The 13,732-nt window shown below is 63.5% G+C and carries 15 protein-coding genes; 2 read left to right on the top strand and 13 right to left on the bottom strand.

Features of this window, described 5'->3' with window-relative positions; genetic code table 11:
* Nucleotides 1–3: 3 nt before the first annotated feature.
* The 6 genes from D5041_RS10335 to argG all read right to left on the bottom strand — a co-directional run bounded on the left by D5041_RS10335 (nucleotide 4) and on the right by argG (nucleotide 6,717).
* Complete coding sequence (locus D5041_RS10335) at nucleotides 4–1,191, bottom strand: ABC transporter ATP-binding protein (protein ID WP_265284663.1); 1,188 nt, start codon at nucleotides 1,189–1,191, stop codon at nucleotides 4–6.
* A 23-nt stretch (nucleotides 1,192–1,214) separates the two neighbouring features.
* Nucleotides 1,215–2,048 carry a carbohydrate ABC transporter permease gene (locus D5041_RS10330; protein WP_010106384.1) on the bottom strand — a complete coding sequence of 278 codons (834 nt, stop codon included), beginning with the start codon at nucleotides 2,046–2,048 and terminating at the stop codon, nucleotides 1,215–1,217.
* On the bottom strand, nucleotides 2,045–2,956 hold the full coding sequence (locus D5041_RS10325; RefSeq protein ID WP_265284662.1) for a carbohydrate ABC transporter permease: 912 nt from the start codon (nucleotides 2,954–2,956) through the stop codon (nucleotides 2,045–2,047). Before D5041_RS10325 ends, D5041_RS10330 begins: the two co-directional genes overlap by 4 nt.
* 9 nt (nucleotides 2,957–2,965) lie before the next feature.
* A complete protein-coding gene (locus D5041_RS10320) occupies nucleotides 2,966–4,231 on the bottom strand; it encodes an ABC transporter substrate-binding protein (protein ID WP_265284661.1) in 1,266 nt (421 codons plus the stop codon).
* Nucleotides 4,232–4,549: 318 nt separating this feature from the next.
* The gene (locus tag D5041_RS10315) at nucleotides 4,550–5,329 is read right to left on the bottom strand and encodes a GntR family transcriptional regulator (RefSeq protein WP_265281555.1); all 780 of its coding nucleotides are present in this window, start codon (nucleotides 5,327–5,329) and stop codon (nucleotides 4,550–4,552) included.
* A gap of 26 nt (nucleotides 5,330–5,355) precedes the next feature.
* Complete coding sequence (gene argG, locus D5041_RS10310) at nucleotides 5,356–6,717, bottom strand: argininosuccinate synthase (protein ID WP_265284660.1); 1,362 nt, start codon at nucleotides 6,715–6,717, stop codon at nucleotides 5,356–5,358.
* 426 nt (nucleotides 6,718–7,143) lie between these two features.
* Here argG and D5041_RS10305 point away from each other — a divergent pair, with 426 nt between their 5' ends.
* Both D5041_RS10305 and D5041_RS10300 read left to right on the top strand, forming a co-directional pair.
* Nucleotides 7,144–7,410: a hypothetical protein gene (locus D5041_RS10305; protein ID WP_010106377.1), complete on the top strand. Its 267-nt coding sequence runs from the start codon at nucleotides 7,144–7,146 to the stop codon at nucleotides 7,408–7,410.
* On the top strand, nucleotides 7,400–7,534 hold the full coding sequence (locus tag D5041_RS10300; RefSeq protein WP_265284659.1) for a hypothetical protein: 135 nt from the start codon (nucleotides 7,400–7,402) through the stop codon (nucleotides 7,532–7,534). The genes D5041_RS10305 and D5041_RS10300 overlap by 11 nt, the downstream gene beginning before the upstream one ends.
* Here D5041_RS10300 and D5041_RS10295 read toward each other — a convergent pair.
* The 7 genes from D5041_RS10295 to D5041_RS10265 form a co-directional block, all read right to left on the bottom strand.
* Nucleotides 7,512–8,090, bottom strand: coding sequence for a contact-dependent growth inhibition system immunity protein (locus D5041_RS10295; protein WP_265284658.1), 579 nt, complete (start codon nucleotides 8,088–8,090; stop codon nucleotides 7,512–7,514). The genes D5041_RS10300 and D5041_RS10295 overlap by 23 nt on opposite strands.
* A gap of 243 nt (nucleotides 8,091–8,333) precedes the next feature.
* Nucleotides 8,334–8,906 (bottom strand): contact-dependent growth inhibition system immunity protein, encoded by a 573-nt coding sequence (locus tag D5041_RS10290; protein WP_010106373.1) that lies wholly within the window; start codon nucleotides 8,904–8,906, stop codon nucleotides 8,334–8,336.
* Nucleotides 8,907–9,226: 320 nt separating this feature from the next.
* A complete protein-coding gene (locus D5041_RS10285) occupies nucleotides 9,227–9,799 on the bottom strand; it encodes a contact-dependent growth inhibition system immunity protein (RefSeq protein WP_138927941.1) in 573 nt (190 codons plus the stop codon).
* Between the two features lie 7 nt (nucleotides 9,800–9,806).
* Nucleotides 9,807–10,151, bottom strand: a complete 345-nt coding sequence (locus D5041_RS10280) for an endonuclease toxin domain-containing protein (protein ID WP_265284657.1) — start codon at nucleotides 10,149–10,151, stop codon at nucleotides 9,807–9,809.
* A gap of 175 nt (nucleotides 10,152–10,326) precedes the next feature.
* Nucleotides 10,327–12,378: a hypothetical protein gene (locus tag D5041_RS10275; protein WP_265284656.1), complete on the bottom strand. Its 2,052-nt coding sequence runs from the start codon at nucleotides 12,376–12,378 to the stop codon at nucleotides 10,327–10,329.
* A gap of 312 nt (nucleotides 12,379–12,690) precedes the next feature.
* Entirely contained in the window at nucleotides 12,691–13,041 is a 351-nt protein-coding gene (locus tag D5041_RS10270; protein WP_265257441.1) for an endonuclease toxin domain-containing protein, read from the bottom strand.
* Between the two features lie 30 nt (nucleotides 13,042–13,071).
* Nucleotides 13,072–13,644 (bottom strand): contact-dependent growth inhibition system immunity protein, encoded by a 573-nt coding sequence (locus D5041_RS10265; RefSeq protein ID WP_265284655.1) that lies wholly within the window; start codon nucleotides 13,642–13,644, stop codon nucleotides 13,072–13,074.
* Between the last annotated feature and the right edge of the window lie 88 nt (nucleotides 13,645–13,732).

The raw sequence follows: 13,732 nt of genomic DNA, 5'->3' as shown, positions 1-13,732 counted from the left end.
GGATCAGCTCGCGCGGATGCGCTGGCCGTCGCGCGCGAACAGCACGGCCTCGGCGAGGTCGGGCACCAGGTGCACGGACTGGCCGGCGCACAGCTCGCTGTAGCCCTGGAGCACGGCCATCACTTCGGCGCTGCCGTCGCCGCCGCCGCCGTCGCTGTCCTCGCCGTGGTGCGCCGTGCGGGCATGGTCGAGGCGCACGCTGACGATGGACTCGGCGCCGACGTGCTCGACGAGCACCACCTGGCCCGCGAGCGCGCCGCTGCCCTGGCCCTGGCTCAGCCCCAGCGCATGCGGGCGGATGCCGAGCAGCACGTCGCACGCGGCCCGGGGCGCCAGCGCGGCCAGCTGCGCGGGCAGCGGCAGCACCAGCGGGCCCAGCAGCAGGCCGCGCTGCGGATCGATGCGCGCCTCGATCAGGTTCATCGGCGGCGTGCCGATGAAGCGGGCCACGAAGGTATTCGCCGGGTCGGTGTAGATGTCGCGCGGCGTGCCGAACTGCTGCACCACGCCGTCGCGCATGAGCGCGATGCGCGTGCCCATGGTCATGGCCTCGATCTGGTCATGCGTCACGTAGACGAAGGTGCCGCCCACTTCGCGGTGCAGCTTGATGATCTCGGCGCGCATCGAGCTGCGCAGCTTGGCGTCGAGGTTGGACAGCGGTTCGTCCATGAGGAACACGTCGGGCTGGCGCACCATGGCGCGCCCGAGCGCCACGCGCTGGCGCTGCCCGCCCGACAGGGTGCGCGGGTACTGCTCCAGCATCTCGGTCAGCGCCAGCGTCTTGGCCGTGCGCTCGACCAGCGCGCGCACCGCCGGCTGCTGCTCGATGCGCCGCTTGGCCAGGCCGCCGATGAGCGGCAGGTGGAACCACCAGCGGTGCGCGCGCATGATCAGCGGAAAGGTGATGTTGCGCCGCACCGTCATATGCGGGTACAGCGCGTAGGACTGGAACACGAAGGCCATGTCGCGCGCGCTCGGCGGCAGGGTATCGACGCGCCGCGCGCCGACGTGGATTTCGCCGCTCGTGACCTGCTCCAGACCCGCGAGCATGCGCAGCAGCGTGGACTTGCCGCAGCCCGAGGGGCCGAGCAGCACCAGGAATTCGCGGTCGGCGACGTCGAGCGTGATCCGGTCGGCGACTTTTTTGCCGCCGAATAGCTTGGTCACGCCCTGAAGGGAGATGGATGCCATGGTGCGAGGTGTCCGCGAAAGGGTCAGCCCTTGACGCTGCCGGCGGTCATTCCGGAGACGACGTAGCGCTGCACGAAAAGGTAGAAAACGACCGCGGGCAGCGTGTACATCAGCCCGATGGCCATCACGGTGTGCATGGGGGTGCTGAGCTCGCCGACGAAGCCGGCCAGGCCGACCGACGCCGTCTGCAAACCCTGGTCGCTGATCAGCGTCTGGGCGAACACGTATTCGTTCCAGCCGTGGAAGAACGCGATCACGGCCGCCGCCGCCAGGCTCGGCGCGACCAGCGGCAGCACCACGCTGAGCACGACGCCGAAGCGCGAGCAGCCGTCGATGGTCGCAGCCTCCTCGATGTCCATGGGCACGCCATCGACCGCGCCCTTGAGGATCAGCGTGATCACCGGCACGGTGAACGCGGTGTTCGCCAGGATCAGGCCGCTCAGGCTGTCGAGCAGGCCCAGCTGGCCGAAGATCGCGTACAGCGGAACCACCAGCATGGCCTCGGGCAGCATCTGCGTGACGAACAACGCCACCCCCAGGATGGCCACCGCCCGCAGGCGGTAGCGCGAGAGCACGTACGCCGGAAAGATCGCCAGCGCAATGCTCAGCGCCGCCGTGCCGAACGCGACGATGGCGCTGTTCTTCAGCCAGGTCGCGACCGCCGTGGTCTCGAACGCATGGCCGTAGACCAACCACTGCGCCCCGTCCGGCAGCAGCTGCGGCCGGTCCGCGAACAGGTCCGGCGACGCGGTCAGCGAGGTGACCAGCATCCAGTACAGCGGGAACGCGGCCAGGCCCAGCAGTGCCAGCACCAGCAGCATGCGCAGCGCGTGGCTCCAGGACAGTGTGCGGCTCATCGCTGCCCCTTGGCGCGTTCGGCGCGCTGTGTGTAGCGGAAATAGACCACGGTAATCAGCAGCGCCATGGACAGCCCCACCATGCCGACCGCCGCGCCCTGCCCCAGGTCGCGGTAGACGAAGGCGCGCCGGTACAACTCGATCACCAGGGTGTTCGTCGAGCCGATCGGGCCGCCCTGCGTCATCAGCCAGATCAGGTCGAAGCGGCGCAGCGACCAAATGCTCAGGAACAGCGCGAGCAGCGCCACCGAGGGTTGTATGGTCGGCCAGACCACGGCGCGAAACACGCTCAAGCGGTCGGCACCGTCGATGACCGCGGCCTCGCGCAATTCCGGCGAAACACCCTGCAACGCGGCGAGGATCACCACGGCGGCGAACGGGAAGATCTGCCAGACGGTCGTGAGCAGCACCGCAGGCAGGGCGCGCGCCGGGCTGTCGAGCCAGCTCTCCAGGCCGGCTGCGCCGCCGAGCGCGCCCAGCAGGTGGTTGAAGATGCCGTACTGGCCGTTGTAGATCCAGACGAAGATCAGCGCCACGGCCACCGGCGGCGCGGCCCATGGAATCGTCACCAGCGCCCGCGCCAGGCCGCGACCGCGAAACGGCGCGTCGAGCAGCAGCGCCGCGCCCAGGCCCAGCGCGATCGCCGCGACCACGCAGACCAGCGTGTAGGTCGCGGTGGTCAGCAGGACCTGGTGGAAGTCCTCCTGCGTGAACAGGTCGGCGTAGTTTTGCAGCCCGACGAACGTGTGCTGGTCGGGCGCGAGCAGGGCCGTCGAGGTGAAGCTCAGATACAGCTCCTGCACCAGCGGATAGCCCTGGAACAGCAGCAAGTAGAGGGCCACCGGCGCGGCGAACCAGTAGGGCGTCCAGTCCCGCCCGGCCGTGGGGGACGATGAGGCAACGCGCATGGGAGGGTCTTACTTGCTGCGCAGCACGCGCGACGAGACCAGACGCTGCGCGTCGTCCATGGCCTTCTTCGGGTCCATGCCGCCCTGCAAGACCTTGAGCACCTGCCCGAGCACGATCTGCTGGATCTCCGGCGTCTTCGCCTCCAGGCCCGCGACCACGTGCGGGATGCCGTGCGGGGCCTGCTCGTCGAACACCTTCAGCCAAGGCTTGCGCGCCAGATCCTCCGGGCTGCGCTCGACGACGGTGGCCACGCTGCTGGCGCCCAGCAGGTCTTGCAGTTCCTTCTGGTTTTCGGGTTGCAGCGTCCATTGGACGAAGGCCTCTGCGGCCGCCTTGTTGCGGGTGTTGGCGTTGATCGTGAGCGCCGTCAGCACCATGCCCTGCGCCCGGGTCGGAAACGGCGCCGGCGCGGCGGCAAACACCAACTCCGGCGCCTGCTGGTTGAAGATGCCCGCCACGCCGCCGTTGTCCACCTCCATCGCCAGCTTGCGCTCCCAGAACATGCGGCGGTACGTGGCGGCGTCCGTCCCCTTGGGGATCACGCCCGCGTCGTAGACCTTCTTGTACGCGGCCACGCCCTCGATCACCTTGGGGTCGTTCAGCGTCAGCTGGCCCTGCGCGTTGCTCCAGCGGCCGCCAAAGCCGTAGACGAAGCTGCACAGGTCCTGCCAGAAGCCCGTGCCCTCGGCCATCGTGGCGCGGTACGCGTAGCCGTAGACGCCGTTGCCGGTAGCGGCCTTGGCGCTGGCGAGGAATTCGTCGAAATTCGCCGGCGGCTTGCCGCCCCTGAGCAGCGCCGGGTTGTACAGCAGCACGTAGTTGCTGATCTCGAACGGCACGCCGTACCGCTTGCCGCCAATGGTCATGTACTTGTCCGACTCCGTGAACCGGTAGTTCCCCCCTTTGATCAGTTCGTCGAGCGCGAGGACACGCCGGGCCTGCACCGCCGCGTAGTAGTCGATCACGTCCATGCGCACCAGATCCGGCCCCGCGCCGCCGCCCATTTGCGTGAACACCGTCTTCGCAAAGCTCCCGAAGGGGATGGAGATCGGCTGGATTTCGACCGCCGTCTGGCTCTGGTTGAACTTCCCGACCCAGGCCCTCAGGCGCTCGCCCCGGCCGGCCTCGCTGAACGTGACGGCGGCAAAGCTGAGCGTCTGCCGGGCCTGCGCCCGGGCCACCCCGGGCGGGCCCGCCGCGAGCAGTGCCGCAGCGGCGGCGGCGAGGGTCCAGGTCAGCGCATGGCGACGGGACGGGATGGGGCGGGTATGCATGGGCAGGTCTCCTGAGCTTAAGTTCTGTCTGCGCCGCGAGCTGGCATGGGCCGGTGACTTGGGCGCCCTGTCGGCCCGGCCGTCCGGCAACGGGTCCGGATGCACGTAGTATGTCGTGGTATTTCAGAAAAAACGACTAGGGATTTCCTCCATTCCCGGTGAAAAATCCGCTTTCTTGGAATGAACGTTCAAGACCGCAGGCGCAGTGAGGTCTCTGACATATCACGGTTTTCCGGCGCGCTGCACGCGGCCCCCGGCGCGTGCAACGGGCGCGGCCCGAGCCGGTGTGGGCGCGCCGAAGATGCCTCGGAAGAAGCTTCAGAGGCCGTCGAAATCGCCCAGGCTGCAATCGAGGAGCACCGGATCGATCTCGCGCTCGAGCACGTCGAACATGCTGTCCACGAAGCCGATGAGCTCGTCCGACGCCCTGAGCGCCTGCTCCACGTGGCAGTTCGCGACGGCGTCGATCAGCGCGAGGTGCACGTCCACGGTCTTGGTCACGCTGCTGCCGGACGCAACCTTGCTGTGGTACAGCCAGCCGATCCGGCGAAAAATGGTGTGCAAGGGCCGCAGGGTGTTCTCGACGAAGGGCTCCCCGGCGGCGGCCAGGAACAGGCGGTCGAGGCGCCGGTCGATCACGTTGAAGGCGTCGATCGTCATTCCCGCCTGGTTCTCGCGCAGATGGCGCTTGATGTGCAGCATCTGGTTGCGGTGCGACGAGCCCGACTTCTCGGCCGCGAGCCGGATCACGAACCGCTCCATGTCGCGGCGCAAGCGCAGCAGGGCGCGCTCGCGCGCAAGGTCGATCGGCGCCACCTGCAAACCACGGCGCGGATGCACGCGCAAGAGCGTGTCCTCGGCCAGGCGCGTGACCGCCTGGTGCACGGGGGTGCGGCCGAGTTGCACCAGGTCCCTGAGCTCCTGCGTTGCCAAGTGGCGGCCGGGCTGCAACTCGCAGGTCACCAGGCAGGCCTCGATGGCCTCATGCGCGCGCGCATACAGGTTGCGCGGGGTGCGCCCTGCGTCTGCGGGCGGTGGCTCGGGCCGGGCTGCGGAAACTTCGACCAGCCGGGGGCGTGGGTGGGCAGTGCGGGGCACGGTGATCTCCAGGCGCGGCCGCCGTCTCAGGCGGACCCCGGCGGCGGCCCTTGCAGGCGGTCGCCGTCCAACTGGGCCAAGGCGGCATGGCCGCCCAGCGACAACAGACCGGCGCGCGCGTACACGCCGAGTTTCTCGCGGGTGTCCGCAATGTCCAGATTGCGCATGGTCAGCTGGCCGATGCGGTCCAGCGGCGAGAACGGCGCGTCCTGCACCTTTTCCATCGACAGGCGCTCGGGCGCGTAGCTCAGGTTGGGGCCTTCGGTGTCGAGCAGCGAGTAATCGTTGCCCCGGCGCAGTTCCAGCGTCACGGTGCCGGTGACGGCGCTCGCCACCCAGCGCTGCGCGGCCTCGCGCAGCATGATCGCCTGCGGGTCGAACCAGCGGCCCTGGTAGAGCAGGCGGCCGAGCTTCAGGCCGTTCATGCGGTATTGCTCGATGCTGTCTTCGTTGTGGATTCCGGTCACCAGGCGCTCGTAGGCGATGTGCAGCAGCGCCAGCCCCGGGGCCTCGTAGATGCCGCGGCTCTTGGCCTCGATGATGCGGTTCTCGATCTGATCGCTCATTCCCAGGCCATGGCGGCCGCCGATGCGGTTGGCTTGCAGAATCAATTCCACGGGGTCGCTGAACTCCACGCCGTTCAGCGCCACGGGCCGGCCCGCGTCAAAGCGCACCGACACTTCCTCGCGCCGGACCTCGACCTCGTCCTTCCAGAACGCCACCCCCATGATCGGATTGACGATGCGGATGCCGCTGCTCAGGAACTCCAGATCCTTGGCCTCGTGCGTGGCGCCCAGCAGGTTGCTGTCGGTGCTATAGGCTTTTTCGGCGCTCATCTTGTAGCCGAAACCGGCCTGCGCCATGAACGCCGACATTTCCGCGCGGCCGCCGAGTTCGGCGATGAACAGCGGGTCCAGCCAGGGCTTGTATATCTTGAGCGCCGGGTTGGTCAGCAGACCGTAGCGGTAGAAGCGCTCGATGTCGTTGCCCTTGAAGGTCGAACCGTCGCCCCAGATGCCGACCCCGTCCTGCTGCATCGCGGCCACGAGCATGGTGCCCGTGACGGCACGCCCCAGCGGCGTGGTGTTGAAGTAGGTCAGGCCCGCGGTGGAGATATGGAAGGCGCCGGCTTGCAGCGCGGCAAGGCCTTCGTAGGCCAGCTGCGTGCGGCAATCGACCAGGCGGGCCTTTTCCGCGCCGTATTCCATCGCCTTGCGCGGGATCGCGTCGTAGTCGGTCTCGTCGGGCTGACCCAGGTTCGCGGTATAGGCATAGGGCAGAGCGCCCTTGCGCTTCATCCAGTGCAGGGCGGCGCTGGTATCGAGGCCGCCGGAGAAGGCGATACCGACTTTCTCGCCGGTGGGCAGGTTTTGGACAATGGTGGCCATGGGAGGAACGTGGGTTGCGGTGGGCTGAAATGACAAATGCAGGGAGCCGGCCCGGGCTGCGCGCAAGGGCGCGTGCTGGGGCGCTTGCCGGGCAGGCGCCATTGTGCATCCGCCGCGCGCGGGCGATCGCCGTTGTCCAACGGGGGGGCGAGTCTGAGCTGCCGCCGTGGTGAATCAGTCAGTCTGTGGAGAGGAAGGCTCTGGTCGCCAACGCAAGACGGCGACGAAACCGGCCTCGATAAAGCAGGAAGTCCGCTTTGAGCCCAGCCAGATCGGGCAGGCCAGCCCCGCAAGGCGGGTCACGCGGCCGACTGCGTGGCGCGGACAGTCAGAGGCATGTGATCATCAAGGAAAATACAGGCGGCACAAGAGTACCCGGCAAGAGGCACTGGAGGCCGCAAACCAGCAACGATTGGAGGCAGTCGCATGACCACCACCGCAACCCACTACGAGAACGCCAACTTCCTGCGCGAGTTGGCCGAAGCCCTGCCGCGCATTCTGCCCAGCAGCAATCAGGCCAAGGCTGAGCTGTTGCAGCGCTTTGCCAATGAGGAGCTGGCCCAGGCCGAGTACGACGACTGGGTGAGGGCGAGGGTGGCGGCATCCCGTGCCGACAAGCAACCCGGCATGAGCACGGAGCAGTTGCGGCAGATCTTGCAGGCCCGCTACCAGGAATTGCGCGATGCCCCATGAGATCGACTGGCGGCCCAGCGCCATCGAGGACTTGCGGGAACTGTTCGAGTATTTGGCCGAGCATGCCTCGCGCAACGGGTCACATATCGAGGTCGTGAGCCTCAATCCCGAACGAAATACATGACTCGCTCAGGTGGCGGCCGGGCGTTTCGTACCCCGGCATCGAGTGCCGTCCTTGCGGTTTTCCCCAGCATTTCGTGGCTGGCGGGTTGCTCGACGATAAACTTGCGGTAGTCGGGGAAATGGCGGGGAATCTCGAAAAACACAGTCGGCTTATCCAGGCTGCTATTGAAGAAGGCATACACATCCTTGGTGCGGCGGCTGCTGGATTTTCTGGCGTCCTTATAGAGTTCCTCCAGGTTTTTGCAACCCGTCCTTTCCAACGCCTTGCGTTTCCACAGGACCAATTTTTTCTTCCACTCGCGAATTGCTGCCTTTGCCGCTTCTCCCTTGGGCAGGATGTCAAAGTCCACGAACCGGGTAGCGTCGTGGCAACGGCGGATGGCCGTACCGAATTCGGCATCGCTGACGGTTGTGGGCAGAAATTCGTCCAAACCATGGTCCAGGTCCTTGCTGGACCGGCCCGATGCGTATCTGCAACTGGTCAATCGATAGAAAATGCCAAAGCGGTAAATTTCGATGTCACCCGTGACATCTTTGATGGACCATTCAAAAGACATAATGTCCTCACTTTGATTCAACAGGTTTGACGCCACGCGCAACAGGTCACATATCGAGGCCGTGAGCCTCAATCCCGAACGTGATACGTGACTCGTTCAGGCGGCGGCTGGGCATTTCGTACCCCGGCATCGAGTGCCGCCCTTGCAGCTTGCCCCAGCATTTCGTCGCTGGCGGGTTCTCACTTTACTGTTCGCATTCGCGCGCTGGATATTCAGCCGATAACTATTTGAATGAGGCGACGACTATATTGACCCGCGCCGCACGCGCGGTGGCGGCAAGGCGTTTCGTACCCCGGCATCGAGTGCCATTCTTGCGGCTTGCCCCAGCATTTCGTCGCTGGCGGGTTGCTTGACGATAAACTCGCGGTAGTCGGAAAAATGGCCGGGAATCAAGGAGAATTCAGTTGGCTTATCCCGGCTGCTATTGAGGAAGGCATACATGTCCTTGGTGCGGCTGCTGCTGGAATAGCGGGCGTCCTCATAGAGTTCGTCCAGGTTTTTGCAACCCGTCATTTCCAGTGCCTTGTGTTTCCACAGGATCAATTTTTTCTTCCACTCGCGGATTTCTGCCTTTGCCGCGTCTCCCATGGGCAGTGTGTTCCAGTCCTCGAACCGGGTGGCATCGTGGCAGCGGCGGATGGCCGCACCGAATTCGGCATCGCTGATGGTTGTGGGCAGGAATTCGTCCAGGCCATGGTCCAGGTCCGTGTTTTGCAGGCCCGATGCATACATGACACTGGTCAATCGATAGAAAGTGCCAAAGCGGTAAATTTCGATTTCACCCGTGACATCGGTGGGGAGAAACTTGAAAGACATGATGACCTCACTTTACTGTTACAACAATATTTACCTGCCCCTCGGGGCGATCCCATTCTACAACCTTGTCCAATTTTTCGCGCACATAGGCCAGGGTTCCGTCCGGGATGGCCAATTCAATGGATCGTGATCAAAACGATCCTGACCGCTCGGCACACGCCGTACATGAGCGCTCGCGCGCGCAAGCCGGCACGCTGGTCAGGCGCCACACGCAACGGGTCAGACATCAAGGTCGTGAGACTCCATCCTGAACGCGATTCGGTCAGACACATTTGCGCGCACGGGATGTTCAACCAATGGATGTTTGAATGAGGCGACAACTATTCTGACCCGCGCCGCACGCGCGGTGGCGGCATGGCGTTTCGTACCCCGGCATCGAGTGCCGCCCTTGCGGCTTGTCCCAGCATTTCGTCGCTGGCGGATTGCTTGACGATAAACTCACGGCAGTCGGGGAAATGGTCTGGAATATCGAAAAACTCGGTCGGATTATCCAGGCTGCTATTGAAAAAGACATACACGCCCTTGGTGCGGCGGCTGTTGGAGTAACGGGCGTCCTCATAGAGTGCTTCCAAGTTTTGGCAAGCCGTCATTTCCAGCGCCTTATGTTTCCACAGGACCAATTTTTTCTTCCACTCGCGGCTTGCTGCCTTTGCCGCTTCTCCCCTGGGCAGGGTGTTCCAATCCTCGAACCGGGTGGCGTCGTGGCAACGGCGGATGGCTGCACCAAATTCGGCATCGCTGACGGTTGTGGGCAGGAATTCGTCCAGGCCATGGTTCAGATCCGTGCCGGACAGGCCCAATGCGTACATGCAACTGGTCAATCGATAGAAAGTGCCAAAACGGTAAATTTCGATCCTGCCCGTGACATCTCTGGGGAGACATTTGAAAGACATGATGACCTCACTTCATTATTACACTAATACTCACCCGAACCCCCTGGACAAGACCCTCTCTTGCAACCTTGTCCAATGCCTCGCGCACTTTGATAGAGGTTCCTCCCGGGATGGCCAATTCAATGAATCGTAATTGGATATCTGCTTTTTCGATTCCATACGATTGACCTGCTTTCTTATAATCCACCACCTTCGCGACGTAACGCCGCAAATAGCCCGCCGCCCTCCCTGGCAACATGGGCTTGCTTCCTGACAGTCCCAGGGTGTCCATGGTCTTGATGCTTACCGCCCGACCCATGGTCGGGTCATAGTAGTCGAAGGTCTTGTGATTGTGTTGTATTCCATCAAGCATATCATTGCCATTTTTTGAGAATTGGGTGTTTCCAAGTATTTTTCAAAAGACTTTCCGCGCAGCAGTTTGGTGGGCGCCCCAGTTTACGGCTTTCGGAGCAGTAATAATAACCTTGACGGCCTGCACTTGGCCAGTGCTCAGCACCACGCCGATGACCTCGCCCCCACCTTTGAGCTTAGCCCATGCTGCTGAGTTGGCTGGCGACGCCGGTGTGCGTGTCCAGGAGGATATCGCCGATGGCCGTGATGGCGATGTCGCCGGATTCCTCCGTGCTGCTCTTGTTGCCGTTGGTGCGGATGCGCGCGGCGTCGGTCTGCACGGTCTCGGCCTGGATGAGCTGCCTTGCAGTGATGCCGCTGCGCGCGGGGCTGGCCACGCCGTCAAGGGTGTTGGTGCCCGCCGTGATGAAGACCATGTCGTTGGCCAGCAAACGGACTTGCCCGCCCGCGTTCAGACCGGAGGCCACCACGTCTACCCGGCCGCTCGTGTCGCCCGCAACGCTGGCCAGCGTGATGTCTTCGCGGGCGGCAAGTTCGCTGCTCACGGTCTGGACGTTGCTGCCGATGTAGGCGGTGGTGCTCGCCAAGTACCGGCGCAAGCGATGCTTTTGCGCGGCCTCCAAGTTGATATGCCCCGAGGCTTGCAGGCTGGCTTTGCCGTTGGCGGCATGGACGGAGGTGGCACTCAGGGTCAGGTTGCCCCCTTGCACGCCGATGTTGACCCCGGTGCTGCCATCGATGATGCTTGGCCGGAGGAATTTTTCATCCTCGAACCAGCCGTCCGGACGGGACCGGTTGTCCTCTGTCTTGCTGAGAAAGCCCGCCTCGGTCTTTGACGCCCGCAGCGCGGTGGCCGTGATGTTGCCCGTGTTCGCGGTAAGGTTCAGGGTTCCGTGTGCTGCTTGCAGATAGCTGCCTTCCAGCAGGATGTTGTTCGCCACCAGGGTGAGGTCGCCGTTGACGTACGCGACCACACGCCGGGAACTGCCCATACCGGAGGTGCCTGCACTGCCCGTGAGGTTGATGTTGCCGTTGCGCGTGATCATCGTCAGGTTGTGGCTCGCGGTGGCTATGAGGGGGCCGATGTTGAAGTCGCCCAGGCCCTTGATCATGGACAGGTCGGTTCTGCTCGCGAGCAGGGAGTGGGCATCGATCTCCATGGTGCCGCCCGATTCCACACTGATCTGGCCGCTGACGGCGTCCAGCCCCGACGCGCCCGACGTGCCAGTGGCGTGCACGCTGGTGCCGTTCAAGGCCAAGTGGCCGGTTTGGTTGAAGATCGTCGCCGCGCCGCTGCTGTAGCGGCCATTGGTGTGCGTTTGCGCGTCCTTGCTGCTCAGGCTGAGCAGGTCGCGGGCCACCAGGCTCGCGCCGGTGCCGTTGATCTGGCCCGTGGCGCTGGTGCCCGAGAGGTTTCCGCCCGCATTCACCTGGGTCTGCGCGAACGTCAGGTGGCGGTTCGCATGCAGGGCGACGTTACCCGTGCTGTTGAGCTGGCTGGCGACGCCGGTGTGCGTGTCCAGAAGGATGTCGCCAGTGGCCGTGATGCGGATGTCGCCGGATTTCTCCGGGCTGCTCTTGTTGCCATTGGCGCGGATGCGCGCGGCGTCGGTCTGCACGGTCTCGGCCTGTATGAGCACACTGCCTCCAGTGATGCCGCTGGTCGCGGGGCTGACCACGCCTTCGATGGTGTTGGTGTCCGCCGAGATGAAGACCATGTCGTCGGCCAGCAAACGGACTTGCCCGCCCGCGTTCAGACCGGAGGACACCACTTCTACCTGGCCGCTCGTGCCGCCCGCGACGCTGGCCAGCGTGATGCCTTCGCTGGCGGTGAGCTCGCTGCTTACGGCCACGACGTTGCTGCCCATGTAGGCGGTGCTGCTGGCCACGCGGGTGGTGCCCGTGCTTGCCAGGCTGATGTTGCGCCCGTTGGCTTGCAGGCCCGTGGCGAACAGGCTGCCCTTGAAGGCGGAGACCTTCAAGTCATCGCCCGCACTGAGGGTGATTCTGTCCACGCTGGCGCCTGCGGCGTTGGACAGCGCGTTCAGGCTGACGGAGCCATCGTTGGCCTCGATAGTGAGGTTTTTCCCGGCGCTCAAATTGGAGCCCGTGGCCATGACGCTGCCGCCCGAGACCAGCATGTTGCCGCCGGCGCTCAGGCGCACTTTCTCGCCATTCGTGGCCGTGCGGCCGCTGTTCGCTCGCAGGGTCAGGGCGGTGCCTGCCATAAGCGATCCTGACCGCTCGGCACGTGCTGTACATGAGCGCTCGCGCGCGTAACCCGACACGCGGGTCAGGCGCCGCGCGCAACCGGTCACGCATTCAGGCCGTGAGTTTCAACCCCGAACGCAATGGGTCATCAAGACGCATTCGAGCGCAGGATATTTAGCCGATGGCTATTTGAATGAGACGACAACTATTTTGACCCGCGCCGGCCCGATGCGTATCTGCTACTGATCAATCGATAGAAAGTACCAAAGCGGTAAATTCCGATGTCACCCGTGGCATCTTTGGGAAGAGATTTGAAAGACATGATGATCTCACTTTACTGCCACCACACTAATAATCACCTGGACCCCCTGGACGAGAGCATCTCTTGCAACTTCGTTCAATTTATCATGCACTTTGATCGGGGTTCCTTCCGGGATGGCCAATTCAATGGTTTTTGATTGGATAGAATTTTCTGGGACTCCATTCGTTTGATGCACTGATTTCCCATAATCTACCACCTCCTGGACGTACCGCCGCAAATAGCCCGCTGCCCCCTCTGGCGTCATGGGCTTGCTTCCTGACAGTCCCAGGGTGTCCATGGTCTTGACACTTACCGCATGGCCCGTGGTCGGGTTAAAGAAGTTGAAGGTCTTGTGGTTTGGTTGTCTTTTGTCAAACATAACATAGCCATTTTTTGAATGAGACGACAACTATTTTGACCCGCGCCGCACGCGCGGTGGCGGCAGGGCGTTTCGTACCCCGGCATCGAGTGCCGCCCTTGCGGCTTGTCCCAGCATTTCGTCGCTGGCGGGTTGCTCAACGATAAACTCGCGGTAGTCGGGGAAAATGCTGGGAATCGAGGAGAATTCCGTCGGCTTATCCCGACTGTTATTGAGGAAGACATACACGTCCTTGGTGCGGGTGCTGCTGGAGTAGCGGGCGTCCTCATAGAGTTCTTCCAGGTTTTTGCAACCCGTCATTTCCAGCGCCTTGCGTTTCCACAGGACCAATTTTTTCTTCCACTCGCGGTGTGCTGCCTTTGCCGCTTCTCCCGTGGGCAGGGCGTCCACGTCCTCGAACCGGGTGGCGTCGTGGCAGCGGCGGATGGCCGCACCAAATTCGGAATCGCTGACCGTTGTGGGCAGGAATTCGTCCAGGCCATGGTCCAAGTCCGTGCCGGACAGGCCCGATTCGCACGTGCAACTGGTCAATCGATAGAAAGTACCAAAGCGGTAAATTTCGATTTTACCCGTGACATCGCTGAAGAGACATTTGAAAGACATGATGACCTCACCTTACTGTTATAGTGATATTCACCTGAACACCCTTTGGGCGACCTCATATTGCTGCACTGTCCAATGCATCACGCAC

The organism is Verminephrobacter aporrectodeae subsp. tuberculatae (genome assembly GCF_026127385.1).
In the GTDB taxonomy this organism is placed as follows: Bacteria; Pseudomonadota; Gammaproteobacteria; order Burkholderiales; family Burkholderiaceae_C; genus Acidovorax; species Acidovorax aporrectodeae.
Note: the sequence above shows the minus strand (reverse complement) of the source record. Positions and strands in the feature narration are given on the sequence as shown.

Excerpts from the sequence above, each read along its gene's own strand:
- D5041_RS10335 (WP_265284663.1), bottom strand. The coding sequence starts at position 1,191 with ATGGCATCCATCTCCCTTCAGGGCGTGACCAAGCTATTCGGCGGCAAA.
- D5041_RS10330 (WP_010106384.1), bottom strand. The coding sequence starts at position 2,048 with ATGAGCCGCACACTGTCCTGGAGCCACGCGCTGCGCATGCTGCTGGTG.
- D5041_RS10325 (WP_265284662.1), bottom strand. The coding sequence starts at position 2,956 with ATGCGCGTTGCCTCATCGTCCCCCACGGCCGGGCGGGACTGGACGCCC.
- D5041_RS10320 (WP_265284661.1), bottom strand. The coding sequence starts at position 4,231 with ATGCATACCCGCCCCATCCCGTCCCGTCGCCATGCGCTGACCTGGACC.
- argG (WP_265284660.1), bottom strand. The coding sequence starts at position 6,717 with ATGGCCACCATTGTCCAAAACCTGCCCACCGGCGAGAAAGTCGGTATC.
- D5041_RS10305 (WP_010106377.1), top strand. The coding sequence starts at position 7,144 with ATGACCACCACCGCAACCCACTACGAGAACGCCAACTTCCTGCGCGAG.
- D5041_RS10300 (WP_265284659.1), top strand. The coding sequence starts at position 7,400 with ATGCCCCATGAGATCGACTGGCGGCCCAGCGCCATCGAGGACTTGCGG.
- D5041_RS10295 (WP_265284658.1), bottom strand. The coding sequence starts at position 8,090 with ATGTCTTTTGAATGGTCCATCAAAGATGTCACGGGTGACATCGAAATT.
- D5041_RS10290 (WP_010106373.1), bottom strand. The coding sequence starts at position 8,906 with ATGTCTTTCAAGTTTCTCCCCACCGATGTCACGGGTGAAATCGAAATT.
- D5041_RS10285 (WP_138927941.1), bottom strand. The coding sequence starts at position 9,799 with ATGTCTTTCAAATGTCTCCCCAGAGATGTCACGGGCAGGATCGAAATT.
- D5041_RS10280 (WP_265284657.1), bottom strand. The coding sequence starts at position 10,151 with ATGCTTGATGGAATACAACACAATCACAAGACCTTCGACTACTATGAC.
- D5041_RS10275 (WP_265284656.1), bottom strand. The coding sequence starts at position 12,378 with ATGGCAGGCACCGCCCTGACCCTGCGAGCGAACAGCGGCCGCACGGCC.
- D5041_RS10270 (WP_265257441.1), bottom strand. The coding sequence starts at position 13,041 with ATGTTTGACAAAAGACAACCAAACCACAAGACCTTCAACTTCTTTAAC.
- D5041_RS10265 (WP_265284655.1), bottom strand. The coding sequence starts at position 13,644 with ATGTCTTTCAAATGTCTCTTCAGCGATGTCACGGGTAAAATCGAAATT.